The organism is Empedobacter sp. UBA6745 (assembly GCF_002453775.1).
In the GTDB taxonomy this organism is placed as follows: domain Bacteria; phylum Bacteroidota; class Bacteroidia; order Flavobacteriales; family Weeksellaceae; genus Empedobacter; species Empedobacter falsenii_C.
The window spans coordinates 190,344-204,053 of record NZ_DKHL01000046.1 but is presented as its reverse complement, the minus strand read 5'-3'; the positions used below and the strand labels follow the sequence as shown (position 1 = coordinate 204,053).

Genomic DNA, 13,710 nt, shown 5'->3' with positions numbered 1-13,710 from the left:
TTTTATAACTTATTTAAAATGACATTCAAAATATCTTTTGCGACATCTGTTTTTGATTTAGCATCAAATTGTTGCATTGATAAATCTTTGTCAATAATTGTAATTTTGTTTGTATTCTTCTGAAAACCAGCTTCTTTATCTTGCATCGAATTAAGAACAATAAAATCAAGACTCTTTTTGGCTAATTTTTTCTTTGCATATTCTTCTTCGTTATTCGTTTCTAATGCAAAACCAACCAATAATTGATGTGTTTTGATTTCGCCTAACGATTTTAGAATATCAGGATTTTTCACCAATTCGATAATTAAATTATCATCGTTTTCTTTCTTAATTTTTTGCTCAGCCATTTCTTTTGGACGATAATCTGCAACAGCCGCCGACATTACCACAACATCAGCATCAGCAAAATTAGCGTGCATCGCTTCGTACATATCACGAGCAGAAACAACATTTATTCGATCTATAGGAAAACCTGCAACAGATTCGTGACTTGGACCACTAACCAAGGTAACTTTTGCACCCAAATTAGCAGCAGCTTTCGCAATTTCGAATCCCATTTTTCCCGAAGAATAATTACCTATAAAACGAACAGGATCTAAGTTTTCGTATGTAGGACCAGCAGAAACTACTACTTTTTTTCCGTGAAGTGGGAGAGTAGCTTCGATTGTACTTTCCAGAAACGCAATAATGTTTTCAGGTTCAGCCATTCTGCCTTCTCCAACCAATCCACTTGCTAATTCACCAGCTTCAGCAGGAATACAAATATTTCCGAAAGATTCTAATTTAACAATATTTTCTAAAGTTGATGGATGTTTGTACATATCCAAATCCATTGCTGGAGCAAAATATACAGGACATTTAGCTGAAAGATAAGTTGCTAAAACCAAATTATCACATGTTCCATCTGCCATGTGTGACAACGTATTTGCTGTGCAAGGTGCAATAATCATATAATCTGCCCAAAGTGCATATTCTACATGATTATTCCAATCACCTTTATCACCAAAAAATTCCCATTCGACTGGATGTTTGGAAAGTGTGGAAAGTGTAAGTGGAGTAACGAAATTTTGAGCTTCTGGTGTCATAATAACTTTGACATCAGCTCCTTTTTTGATAAGCGCTCTAACAAGAAAAGCGGCTTTGTAGGCCGCTATTCCGGCAGCAACTGCCAAAAGAATTTTTTTACTATGTAAAACAGACATTATTTATCCTCATTTGGATTTCTGTAATATATGTCATTGTCTAACCATTCCTTAATCGCAATAGAAGTCGGTTTAGGTAATCTTTCGTAGAATTTTGAAACTTCTATTTGCTCTCTGTTTTCAAAAACTTCTTCTAAAGAATCTGTATGTGCAGCAAACTCATCCAATTTCTGAATTAATTCAGTTTTCATTTCTTGGTTGATTTGTTCTGCTCTTTTACCCATAATTACAATCGATTCGTATAAGTTTCCTGTTTTCTCATCGATTTTATTACGATCATAAGTTTGTGTTGTTGGTGCTGCACCGATATCCTTGAAATTCATAATGAAAGAATTTTATATATTTTACTATTATTTATTATTTTGCTCTTTGCTTAATTCAGCTTGATCAGCTTCAAATTTCTTTTTAGCTAATTCTATATCAGCTAATTGTTTTTTAGTATCCACCATATCTTTGTCGATTTTCTCCATCAATTTATCAGCTTCTGCTTTAAATTTTGTTTGTGGATAATATCTTGTTAACAATAGATATTGCGTTCTGGCATCTTGTAAACGTAAATCTTTGTTCTCGATACGAGAGAAATTTAACGCCAATTCTGTTTTAGAACGTAATGAATACATCATTGCTTCTTCACGAAATTTAGAATCTGGATATTCATCAACCATATTGTCAAAAGAAACTCCAGCAGCCTTATATTTCATTGTTTTGTAATAAACTTTAGAAATTTCGAAAGACTTTAATTCTAATTTTTGTCTAAGTTCTGTAATATAATTATTCGCTTCTGCAACGTGTGCTGATTCTGGATACGAATTGATAAATCCTTGTAACTCACTGATTGCTGTGTACGTACTTGTTTGATCCAAGTCATATTTTGGCGAATCTTTGTAATAAGAAAATGCCGATTTGAATAAAGCTTCTTCTGCACGGCTATCCATAGGATAAGCTCCTGCAAAGCTTTTGAATTGATGTCCTGCTAAACGGAAACTTTTTTCGTTAAAGTTACCTTGTGCCATATTATAGGCAATGTCCGCAGATTTTTCTGTTCCTACAAATGATGTAGAAATTTTTTCATACAATTCGTTTGCCAAATCATATTTACCATCTTGATACAATTGTGTAGCCAATGTAAAGATTTCGTCTTTATCCGTACTTTTCATCGCTTTGTTATAGGTCTTGTTACAAGACACTAAAGAAGCGCCAATTAAAACTACTAAGCTTAGTTTTTTAAACATTCTGCAAATTTAATAAAATTTGAGGACTAAAGTATAAAATATTTTTTTCTTATCCTCTTAATAAAATCTCAAAGTTTTGATTTATTCCGCTGTTGTGTCTGTACTTAATGTAACTATATCACGATCAAATAGATATAAACCTCCTTTGTCAGATCCAATCATTTCTAGCTTATCTAAGATATTTCTTGCTAATTTTTCTTCTTCAATTTGCTCAGAAACATACCATTGCAAGAAATTGTGAGTTGAATAATCTCTTTCTTCTAATGTTAAGCCTACAATGTCGTTAATTGATTCAGATACAAAGCATTCGTGGTTTAAAATTGCAGTAAAAACTTCTTTCAATGTTGTGAAATCTTGTTTTGGTTCTTCAATTTGTGGAACAAACGCTTTTCCGCCTCTTTCGTTAATAAATTTAATTAATTTTAACATATGCATACGTTCTTCGTCTGCATGCGAGTACAAGAAATTTGCAGTTCCTTCTAAACCTTTCACTTCAGCCCAAGAAGCCATAGCTAAATATAATTGAGAAGAATCTCCTTCTAATTTGATTTGTTTGTTTAATGCGTCTAATATTGTATCTTTTATCATAGCTTTATTTTTTTAGATGTTTGATAATAATTGGTTAATTTTTGTTGTCAAATTAGCTGATGCTGGAACTAAAGGTAATCTTGTAAATGGTTTACAAACTCCTTTTTTATCTAAAACAGCTTTTATTCCGCAAGGATTTCCTTCCTCGAAGATAGCACGTGTAATTTCTACAACTTTGTAATGACCTTCGTAAGCAGCAACAACTTCTTTGTTGATTGCTTTACGAATCATATCTGTAAAAACAGTTGGAACACCTTGTCCGATAACAGAAATAACACCAGAACCTCCAGCTAAAGTCATTGGTACAGCGAATTCATCATCACCAGAAATAATATTGAAATCTTCGCGTGTGTTTTTACGAATAATATCTGTTGATTGTAAGAAATCTGGTGAAGCTTCTTTAATTGCAACAATATTTTTGAATTCATTTGCTAAACGAATTGTTGTATCTGCTGAGATATTAGAACCCGTTCTACCAGGAACATTATACAAAATAATGTTGGCATCTGTACTTTCTGCAATCGCTTTATAATGTTGGTAAATTCCTTCTTGATTAGGTTTATTATAATATGGAGAAACCGTAAGAACTGCGATATAATCACTCAAATCTGTTTCTTTATATTCATTAATAACTTCTGCCGTATTGTTACCTCCAATACCCAAAACCATCGGAACACGATTAGCATTCGCTTTCTTTATTGTTTCGATTACCTGTTTCTTTTCATCCTTTGTAAGTGTTGCTGCTTCTGCAGTAGTTCCTAAAATAACTAAATATTCAACACCGCCATCGATACTATAGTTTACTAAATTTTCTAATGCAGCATAATCTACGGTACCATCTTGTTGAAAAGGCGTAACCAAAGCAACTCCTGTCCCAATTAATTGTTTCATCTTCTATAAATGTTATTAAATCTAATACTAAGTTAAAATTCGGAATTATATCTTGAATAATCAAATAATAGTGTTAATCTATAATTGGTCTTAGATAAAATCCAAAATTATTCAAAAATAACGATTAATTCAGAGGAATAAAATTAATTTGTGTATAGATTATATGATTTTACTTATAAAAAAAGCCACTCAAGTGAGTGGCTTACTATATTTTTAACGTTTGATTAGTTAAATGTGTATTTAAATCCTAAAGAAAAACGACCAGCTTCGAAGTTAGAATCGTTTGTTAAATTCCACCAAGGTTTCCAATCAAAATGTAAAGCCAAAGGAGCAGAAGGGATTTTGTATTCTAAACCAGCTTGCGGACGAATTGCAAAATAAGTTTTGTCCTCAAATTTACCTCCATCTACAAAAGATAATTGAGGTCCTACACCTACATACCATCCTAATCCATTTGCACCAGAAAACGGTTGATTATACGTATAATCTGCACCTAAAACAGTAATGTTATCTCCAAACATAACTTGTAAGTTACCCGCATTTTTTCCATCAAAAGAGTGTTTGAATTGTGGACCTACTAATGTTTCACCGTCTCCTAAATCTACAACAACACCTAAAGCATTTTTATAGTTTTGAGCATTTACTTGAGAAATTCCTAATGCCATTACAGCTACTAATAATACTTTTTTCATTTTTATTAAATTTTCAGTTTTTAACTTTGTTATGCCAAGAATTTTACAAAAAGCGTGCAAATGTTATCTTAATGTTAAGTTTTAACATAAGTATTGTTGTTTGGTTTCGGATACAATCCTTTATATCAGTAATATAATCGATTAATTTAAAATCATTCTAAAGTTTAAACTTTTACATCATTCTCTTAAAAAAGTTAATTTTGTAGAAACAAAACAATAATGATTAAAACTGTAATTTTCGATATGGACGGCGTAATCGTCGATACAGAACCAGTACATAAATATGCTTATTTCGAACATTATATAGAACTGAATATTCCGGTTACTGAAGAATTATTTGCCACATTTACAGGACAATCTACAAAAAATGTTTATCAAATCTTAAAAGATAAATTCAATTTGAAAGATGAAGTGAACGATTTAGTTCTTAGAAAACGTACTATTTTTAATGAAGCTTTTGATACAAAACCAGATTTGTATTTGATTGATGGTGTTGAGAGGTTGATTAGAGATTTATACAATAATGGAATTGAATTGATTTTGGCTTCATCGGCTTCAAAATCGACAATCGATCGTGTTTTTAATCGTTTTGAGTTGAATCAATATTTTACGCATAAAGTTTCTGGCGAAAACTTTCCGAAATCAAAACCAGATCCAGCCATTTTTCTGCATGCCGCTGATTTAGCAAAGTCCGAACATAGCGAATGTATTGTTATCGAAGATAGTAAAAATGGAGTAGAAGCGGCTTTACGAGCAAGTTTGTATTGTTTGGGTTACAAAAGTGTAAATTCGAAACAACAAGATATTTCAAAAGCAAATTGTATTGTTGATGATTTTAATGCGATTGATGCGAATTTTATCAAAGAATTAAATTAACAATTTAAGATTAATCAATAATTCTAAATTGTTTCATTAAGAAAATGGCATTCATCATTTTGGTTGTGCCTTTTCTTAATTTATAATCCGAATAATAATTGTTGTCCACGTTTTTTAATTCGAAACAATAATTAATAATATGATCCGGATTTTCACTTTCCATTTTCGTTAATTCCAAATCATGTGTCGCAATAAAACCAATCAATTTTGTGGGAGATTTGATTAATTTTTCTAAAAATTTCTGCGAACCAATCAGTTTATCTTCAGAATTTGTTCCTTTTAAAATTTCATCTAAAATGATGATTTGTGGTTGATTATTTTCTAAACGTTCAATTAATATTTTCAATTTATTGATTTCATTTTTGAAATAAGAATCGCCAGAAGACAGATTATCAACCGTTCTGATGCTTGTAAATAAATCCATTGGGTAAAATGACATTTTTTCTGCACTCACTTTTGAGCCATTCATTGCCAAAACCAAATTAGTTCCAACTGTTCTCAAAAAAGTACTTTTCCCGGCCATATTTGCACCTGTAATAATCGCAATATTGTTTGGACGATTGGTTTCAAAATCATTTTTTACAACTGTTTTTTCATCTAATAAAGGATGAAAACCATTCGTAATTTTTAACGCAAAAGGCTCGTCTACAATTTCTGGAAAAGTAAACGATTTGTATTTATCATTAAACAAAGCAAACGATACAAAAGCCTCTAATTTCGCCAATTCATCTAACCAAGATTTGATTTGATGAACCGTTTTTTGAACTTCATTTTCAAATTTTATCGAATAATGTAATCGCCATAAGAAAAACGTATTCAACACAAAGCCTACAATCGGGAAATTTGCAGCATCTAAAGTTTCTTTTGTTGACGAAATTGTCTTGATTAAATCCGATGATTTGAAAGGATGTACAAACTTATTTTTAATTTCAGTGTTTAGTTTTGATTCAAAATTTTCATTTTCAATATGTCGAAAAACTTCATATAAATTATCCAATTCATCTGCTTTCATCGTTGTATAAGCTGCTATTCGTCGAAGTTGTTGTTTATAAAACATGGAAATTGCATTCGAAATAATAACTGCTCCCAAAATCCAGTAAAAAACAATTTCTTTCGGAAAACCAATAATTGCTAAAGCGATAAAGCACAAAATATTCAAAACAGAAATGATGATAGGAAATAATTTTATTGAATCAGTATTAAATACCCGATTTTCGAACACAAAAATTGAAGATTGATTCATGTTTAATCGCTTTGTAAACGTCAAAAATGTCACAATCCAATTTCTTTTTTCAGCCAATTCTTCAAAAGCATTTTGTCTATCAATAATTTCAGATTTGTTTAAAATCAAATTCGATAAAAAATGTTTGAGCTGTAAATTACCAATACGAGTTTGCGTTTTATTGATTCGATTGAAGATCGAATTTCCTTCCAGAATATCTAAATCTTTGTTGTAAACATTATTGAACTGAGAATTATCTTCAACAAATTGATCGATAGAATTATCAGTTTTTATTTGATTAATAATTTCTAATGCTTGGATGGAATAATTAAGTTGCGAAGAAATTTTAGAAGTTTTAACTACTAAAATGATAAAAACAATAAATAAAATAGAAGAAATAATCAAATATAAATTGTTGCTCGACGTAACATAAAGCAAGAAAAATACAACTGAAATAATAAATGCAATAAGCCTGATATTGCTAATTCTATTCTTTTTCGATTTCAATAAATCAAAATCATTTTGTAGTTTTTCTTCAATTTTTATATAGTCTTCCATTTTTAATTTTATTTCTGATTAAAGGTAGTGGTATAAACAATAAAAGAGCGAAATTTCGCTCTTTTATTATTTTTTAACTTCTTGAAATTGTTTTTCTGTAATTATTCCTTTTTCAACCATTTTAGAAAGCCAATCAATAATTTCCTGCTTTTCTTTAGATTTTAATTGTGAAAGATTAATTGTTGAATAATTTCCAATATCATTTTCTATTCCATATTTCTCAGTTATAGCATCCAAATAATCTATATAAGCTTTTTCAAAGTGATATTTTTCTGCCATTATTTTTGAATAAACCATTAAAGAATCTGTTCTACCTTCAAAATTTGAATCTTTTAAATGATAAAATAATTCTGAATAAGCTTCTTCATCACCAAGTTTCTTCACTTTTGTAGTAATCGAATCGTAATTATCAGAAATTGAATTCATTGTTGTTACATTCTCGTGAATTATAGGTGTAACAATATTGTTTTCTTTTTTACAAGAAAACAATAAAAATATAATAATAAATGAAAATATGTTTTTCATTTTTAATGATTACAACACTTTTATTTCGAATACTTTTTCATCATTCAAATAACCTTCTAAGGTATCTTTTGAATTGATTTTAGAAACTCCAGCTGGCGTTCCTGTAAAAATTAAATCGCCTTTTTTCAAGGTAAAATATTTGGAACATTCCGCAATCAACGTATTGATATGAAAAATCATATCTTTTGAATTTCCTGTTTGTACGTTTTCTCCATTTCGATCTAATTTGAACGCTAAATTCTCTAAATCAAAATTTTCTTTTGGATAGAAATCCGAAGCAAATGCAGAACCATCAAAAGCTTTCGCAATTTCCCAAGGAAAACGTTTTTCTTTCAATTCTTGTTGTACATCTCTCGCAGTGAAATCAATTCCTAAACCGATTTCAGAGAAATAACGATCTGCAAATTGAGGTTGAATCATTTTTCCAACTCGATCAATTTTAATCACAATTTCCGTTTCGAAATGAACTTCTTTTGTGAAACTTGGAATTACAAAAGGAAAACCTTTTCGCAAAATTGCAGAATCAGGTTTCATGAAAAACATGGGAGATTCTGGAATTGGATTATTTAATTCTTTTGCATGTTCGACGTAATTTCGTCCGACACAAATAATTTTCATCGCTTAAAAACCGTTTTGTAATTTGATTCGAGTAAAAACTTTCTTTGTATATAAAGGGAAATCAGCATTCTGAATCCACGAATAATAACCTGGATCTTTCGCAAAAATATCCGTCACAACTTGTCCTTTATATTTACCAAACGAAATAATTTCTTGGTCTTTATCATTGTACTGAATAAATCCAGCTAAATCAGCCGTTTTACGCTGAGATGAAAATTCGCTCAAAAATTTATTGTCATTTTCAAGTTCGTCATATTTCTCGATTTGCGCCATCAAAACTTCGTAAGTCGCAATTGTGTCAGCTTCCGCAGAATGTGCATCAATCAAATCTTTATCACAATAATACTTATAAGCAGCGCTCAAATTACGAGGTTCCATTTTATGATAAATCACTTGCACATCAATTGGACGATGTTTTGATAAATCAAAATCAAAACCATTACGCAATAATTCTTCTGCCAAAAGCGGAATATCAAAGCGATTTGAATTGTATCCAGCCAAATCAGAATCTTTGATCATTTCCATAATCGCGGGCGCAAGTTCTTTGAAAGATGGCGCATCGGCAACATCTTCGTCAGAAATTCCGTGGATTAAAGTTGTTTCTGGTGGAATTGGAATTCCAGGATTAACTTTCCAAGTTTTTACTTCTTTTGAACCATCTGTCAAAGCTTTCACGATAGAGATTTCGACAATACGGTCTTTTGAAACATTAGTTCCTGTTGTTTCTAAATCAAAGAAACAGATATTTTTAGTTAATTTCATTTTGTAATTTCTTTTCTGAAAATGATTGAGATGATGATGTACAATAAGATGATTAGCGGAATTGCTGCAACTTGCAACCAAGCCACTAAACCTAATGTAATGATTAAGAAAATGTATTTATAATAATTTTCTGCCCAACTCAATCCTTTAAATTTTAAGGCAAATAATGGTAAATCGACAATTAATAAAACACTAAATACAATAGAAACGACAATTAATAAATACGGATCAACAGAAGGATTTATAATTTGTCCATTATTGTAATAGATAGAAAATAATGAGAAAATAAATAAGGTATTCGACGGCGTTGCTAAACCTTTGAAATACGTTGCTTGATCTTCATCTAAATTAAATTTTGCTAAACGTAACGCCGAAAAAGCTGGAACTAAAAAAGCAAATAAAGAAATTGCAGCAATTTTTAAATTCTCATTTTCATAAATAAAATCGGTTGAAAAATGATTAAACATCGAAAATAACATCAATCCTGGCACAACTCCAAACGAAATACAATCTGCCAAAGAATCCAATTCTTTTCCAATCGGGCTACCAATATTCATTAATCGTGCAACCATTCCGTCCAAAAAATCGGCAACCAACGAAATCAACATCAAAACCATCACGATTGTAACTGTGGTAGTTGTGATTTGAGCATTACTCGAAATCATGAAAATGGCTGATAATACACCACACGAAAGATTAAGTAGTGTTAGAAAATTTGGAATTGTAAATAATTTCATAAATGAATTTTTCATCACAAAAGTACAAACAAAAATTAATCTGAATCCTTTTTAAACACAATAAAACCACTATTTTTGAGTTTTTATATTCGTAATTCATCAATTTTGAAAAAGACATTCCTTATATTATCTGTTCTGGCAAGTCAATTTGCTTTTTCTCAAACCACACGCAAATATTCGAACGAGTTTTTGAATATTGGTGCAGATGCGCGCTCGTTTGCAATGGGTAATGCGGTTGTGGCGAATATTGGAAATGCAAATGCGGCTTATTGGAATCCTGCTGGATTAACAGAAATTACCTACGATTGGGAAGCTGCGGCGATGCATGCTGAATATTTTCAGTCAATTGCGAAATTTGATTATGCAGCGGTTGCAATTCCGTTGAGAGAAAGTAATTCTACGATTGCATTTTCGTTTACTCGTTTTGGTGTTGATGATATTCTGAATACGACAGAATTAATTGATAATCAAGGAAATATTAATTACGATAAAATCTCAAAATTTTCTACAGCAGATTACGCTTTGACGATGTCTTATGCAGGAAATGTATTTAATAATAAAGATATTCAGTTTGGTGCAAATGCTAAAATTGTTTATCGACATATAGGGAAATTTGCGCAAGGATTTGGTTTCGGGATTGATCTTGGTTTGCAATATCGTACTGATAATAAAATGTATTTTGGTTTGATGGCGCGTGATATTACGACAACTTTCAATGCGTGGAGTATCAACAAAGAAAAAGTAAAAGAAATTACAGTTGATGAGCCAAGTAATGGAGGTGAGCCAACAATTTTGAATGATTTGCCAGGAGAAAATATCGAATTAACAATGCCGAAACTGCAATTTGGAGTTGGAAAACGTTTTGATTTTAATGAACGAGTTTCGTTGTTGGGAGAAGTTGATATGAATATCGAATTTCAACAAACTAATGCCGCAATTTCTGGAAAAGGATTTTCTATTTCGCCACAAGTTGGTCTTGAATTAGGTTATGATGACATGGTTTTTGTACGTGGAGGATTGAATAATTTACAGAAAATTTCGCAATTTGATGGAAAAGATAAAACTCAAATTCAGCCAAATGTTGGGGTAGGTTTCAAATACAAAGGAATTTCGATTGATTATGCTTTGACTAACTTTGGAGACAGCGGTTTGGGATTATATTCTAACATTTTTTCTGTTCGTTTCGAGATGGATAAGTGGAGATAAATTTATATAATTTGATTTTTTAATAAACAAAAAAGACTGCAATTTGCAGTCTTTTTTCATGTCATTTATTTTTTATAATCTTGATTTTATTGTACTATTTGCTTCATCAATTTGTCTTGATTTTTTCAGTTTTTGATTTCCAAATTTGTATGATAAACTAACTGAAAATTCTCTGTTGTATTGGTTTTGCCAAACATTATTGAAACTTCCATTTTCTTGTTTACCATTTATTGTTGTGACATTTGTATTCAATAAATCATAAGCTTCGAACATCAAAGTCCAATTATTCCATATTTTTTTGATATTTACATCAAAACTATGTTGTTTTCCAAGTTTCCCTAGTTCGATTTCTAAAGGTGATAGATACCAATAATTAACACCTAAAAACCAATCTTTTTTCGAAGAAAGTCGTATTGTATTATCTAATTTAAAATAAATATTCGATGCTTGACGATCAACAACATAAGTCGAAAGTTTTTCTTCAAAACCAGGTTTTTGAATATAGGTAGGATCACTATCGACAATCCCTCTATATGCTTGATACATATAAATAAACATATAATTCGCAGACCAAATTCCGTTATAAAAACTCTTATTCATTCCAACCGAAAGGTTTAATGATTTTTTGTTTCCATAATTCATTCTAATGTAACGCAAAAACTCTGTTGTTTCACCTGTTTCAAGATTTTTTACTGTTCCTTGCAAAGGCAATTGACTTGTCGCATCGTCAATATATTCAAATTCTGCATTGAAAAAATAAGCGCTTTTATACAAATAATTTAACTCTTGTTTATAAAATTTAGAACTCATCATAAATGGATTGTTCTGAATATAATTTGTCTGAGTAAGGTAAACTCTTGATGGATTTAACTCCCAAAAAGCAGGTCTACGAACGCGACTCGAAAAAGAATAACTCACATTATGATCTTGATGAATCGCATAATTTAGAGATAAATAAGGTAAAATATTGTTGTAATCATTTTTAAATGAATTATTCTTCTCAAGAATATCACCAATCGTTTTTGTAATTTCTAATCGTGTTCCAATTTTCCCTGATAACTTTTCAGAAACTTGTTTTTCAAAAGTTAAATACAATCCAGCAATGTTTTCTTTGTATAAAAAATGATTACTCAAAATTTCATCTTTGATAAAATTATCGTTCACAAAACTCTCTTGTTTAGTATCATTATCCGTTTTTGTGAATGTATAACTTCCTCCAAATAACCATGTATTTTCTTTGTTAGTTTTTAGGGTATAATCTGCATTTGCACTAAAATTATTGATAATTTGAGGTACATTTTGTCTGAAGATTTCAACATTTTCATTATCTACAGGGATTGTTGTATTTGTACTTCTCATCTCTCGTTTATAATTAAGAAAAGAAGCATTTGTAACTAATTTACTTCCCAAACTATCCGTTCTTATTTCGTGATTTAAGTTGAACGAATGATTTCTTGTTTGAGCATTTTCGAGATTAATTGTTTGATTTTTAAATTCATGATTATAAAAATTATCTAACTTAAATTTTGAATCAAAACTCTTATTGTATCTAAAATTATAGGTTAAACCAATATTCTGATTTTTAGCTAATTCATAATCAAATCCTACATTTCCGCCAACATTCTTATTTGGATCATCTACAATTCCTCTCGATTCATTGATAAAATGAGCATTTCCATTCGATAAAATATTTTTCTCTCGAGATTTGTTATTTCCAATATAAATCCCAGAATTAATTGCCAATTTATCTTTTCTATAGTTTAAACCAGCATTCAATCTTTGACTATTAAAATAAGCCTGTTGATCTACAATTCTCACATTTCCATTCAAACCGTTTGTTGTCGTCGTTTTCATCACAATATTAATGACTCCAGTATTTGCTTCAACAGAAAATTCACTTCCAGGCGTTGTAATGACTTCAATTTTCTGAATATTTTCTGATGGTGTATTTTTCAACATTTCTATCACAGCTTCATTATCCATATTAGATTTTCGTCCGTTGATGTAAATAATAACGTCAGATTTATTCAGAATTTTAAGATTTTTCCCATCTGTAGAAGAAACTAAAGGCGTTTGTTTAAGCAGATTAAACGCGTCATTTCCTTTTGCAACAGGAGAATTTGAAACATCGAAAACAAATCGATCAGCTTTTTTCTGAAAAACTTTTTTAGCAATTACAACTTCTTTCAAATCAATATTTGGCATATTAATTTTGAATGATTTTGTTAATTCAGCATTAATTTCTATTTTTTCTTTATAAATCGTATCAAAATTTACCAAAATCGCAAAATCATACTTTCCAGCTTCAACTTGTTCAAAAACAAAATTTCCTTGTTCGTCTGTAACATTTGATAGTTCAGATTTTTCATTCAATAAAACAATTTCAGCTAAAGAAATAGGATTATTATCTTTTTCATTCAATACTTTACCTGAAAATTTTGTTTGCGCCATAACGGTGCAACTCAAGCATAATGCAGATATATAAAATAGATGTTTCATAGTGTTAATTTTATTATAGACGTTAATTCTTTTAAATAGTTACATGACAAAAACTATATTTTTATCAAAATTGTAATTTTATTCATCAAATAACTTTTACAA

14 protein-coding genes are annotated in these 13,710 nt (G+C 30.2%); 2 read left to right on the top strand and 12 right to left on the bottom strand.

The features are described from left to right. Positions 1 to 2: 2 nt before the first annotated feature. The 6 genes from coaBC to B4H69_RS13530 all read right to left on the bottom strand — a co-directional run bounded on the left by coaBC (position 3) and on the right by B4H69_RS13530 (position 4,605). The gene (gene coaBC / locus B4H69_RS13555; RefSeq protein WP_180904403.1) at positions 3 to 1,202 is read right to left on the bottom strand and encodes a bifunctional phosphopantothenoylcysteine decarboxylase/phosphopantothenate--cysteine ligase CoaBC; all 1,200 of its coding nucleotides are present in this window, start codon (positions 1,200 to 1,202) and stop codon (positions 3 to 5) included. Continuing rightward, positions 1,202 to 1,525 (bottom strand): DNA-directed RNA polymerase subunit omega, encoded by a 324-nt coding sequence (locus B4H69_RS13550; protein WP_180904402.1) that lies wholly within the window; start codon positions 1,523 to 1,525, stop codon positions 1,202 to 1,204. The genes coaBC and B4H69_RS13550 overlap by 1 nt, the downstream gene beginning before the upstream one ends. A gap of 27 nt (positions 1,526 to 1,552) precedes the next feature. Next, entirely contained in the window at positions 1,553 to 2,434 is an 882-nt protein-coding gene (locus tag B4H69_RS13545; protein WP_180904401.1) for an outer membrane protein assembly factor BamD, read from the bottom strand. Between the two features lie 81 nt (positions 2,435 to 2,515). Beyond that, positions 2,516 to 3,022, bottom strand: a complete 507-nt coding sequence (locus B4H69_RS13540; RefSeq protein ID WP_280045600.1) for a ferritin — start codon at positions 3,020 to 3,022, stop codon at positions 2,516 to 2,518. Positions 3,023 to 3,034: 12 nt separating this feature from the next. Next, the gene (gene dapA, locus B4H69_RS13535; protein ID WP_180904400.1) at positions 3,035 to 3,913 is read right to left on the bottom strand and encodes a 4-hydroxy-tetrahydrodipicolinate synthase; all 879 of its coding nucleotides are present in this window, start codon (positions 3,911 to 3,913) and stop codon (positions 3,035 to 3,037) included. 224 nt (positions 3,914 to 4,137) lie between these two features. Further along, positions 4,138 to 4,605 (bottom strand): hypothetical protein, encoded by a 468-nt coding sequence (locus B4H69_RS13530; RefSeq protein ID WP_180904399.1) that lies wholly within the window; start codon positions 4,603 to 4,605, stop codon positions 4,138 to 4,140. A gap of 219 nt (positions 4,606 to 4,824) precedes the next feature. Here B4H69_RS13530 and B4H69_RS13525 point away from each other — a divergent pair, with 219 nt between their 5' ends. Further along, positions 4,825 to 5,481, top strand: coding sequence for an HAD family hydrolase (locus tag B4H69_RS13525; protein WP_180904398.1), 657 nt, complete (start codon positions 4,825 to 4,827; stop codon positions 5,479 to 5,481). 10 nt (positions 5,482 to 5,491) lie between these two features. On the opposite strand, the gene B4H69_RS13520 is transcribed toward B4H69_RS13525, so the two are convergent. The 5 genes from B4H69_RS13520 to B4H69_RS13500 all read right to left on the bottom strand — a co-directional run bounded on the left by B4H69_RS13520 (position 5,492) and on the right by B4H69_RS13500 (position 9,903). Then, positions 5,492 to 7,261, bottom strand: coding sequence for a MutS-related protein (locus B4H69_RS13520; RefSeq protein WP_180904397.1), 1,770 nt, complete (start codon positions 7,259 to 7,261; stop codon positions 5,492 to 5,494). Between the two features lie 66 nt (positions 7,262 to 7,327). Further along, the gene (locus B4H69_RS13515) at positions 7,328 to 7,786 is read right to left on the bottom strand and encodes a hypothetical protein (protein ID WP_152606127.1); all 459 of its coding nucleotides are present in this window, start codon (positions 7,784 to 7,786) and stop codon (positions 7,328 to 7,330) included. A 9-nt stretch (positions 7,787 to 7,795) separates the two neighbouring features. Then, positions 7,796 to 8,404, bottom strand: coding sequence for a fumarylacetoacetate hydrolase family protein (locus B4H69_RS13510; protein WP_038334221.1), 609 nt, complete (start codon positions 8,402 to 8,404; stop codon positions 7,796 to 7,798). A 3-nt stretch (positions 8,405 to 8,407) separates the two neighbouring features. Continuing rightward, on the bottom strand, positions 8,408 to 9,166 hold the full coding sequence (locus B4H69_RS13505; RefSeq protein ID WP_180904396.1) for a 3'-5' exonuclease: 759 nt from the start codon (positions 9,164 to 9,166) through the stop codon (positions 8,408 to 8,410). Beyond that, positions 9,163 to 9,903 (bottom strand): CDP-alcohol phosphatidyltransferase family protein, encoded by a 741-nt coding sequence (locus B4H69_RS13500; RefSeq protein WP_221627906.1) that lies wholly within the window; start codon positions 9,901 to 9,903, stop codon positions 9,163 to 9,165. The genes B4H69_RS13505 and B4H69_RS13500 overlap by 4 nt, the downstream gene beginning before the upstream one ends. A gap of 105 nt (positions 9,904 to 10,008) precedes the next feature. Here B4H69_RS13500 and B4H69_RS13495 point away from each other — a divergent pair, with 105 nt between their 5' ends. Further along, a complete protein-coding gene (locus B4H69_RS13495; protein ID WP_038334464.1) occupies positions 10,009 to 11,109 on the top strand; it encodes a PorV/PorQ family protein in 1,101 nt (366 codons plus the stop codon). A 72-nt stretch (positions 11,110 to 11,181) separates the two neighbouring features. Here the strand turns inward: B4H69_RS13495 and B4H69_RS13490 are convergent, their stop codons facing one another. Continuing rightward, entirely contained in the window at positions 11,182 to 13,608 is a 2,427-nt protein-coding gene (locus B4H69_RS13490; RefSeq protein WP_244957938.1) for an outer membrane beta-barrel family protein, read from the bottom strand. Positions 13,609 to 13,710 lie beyond the last annotated feature (102 nt).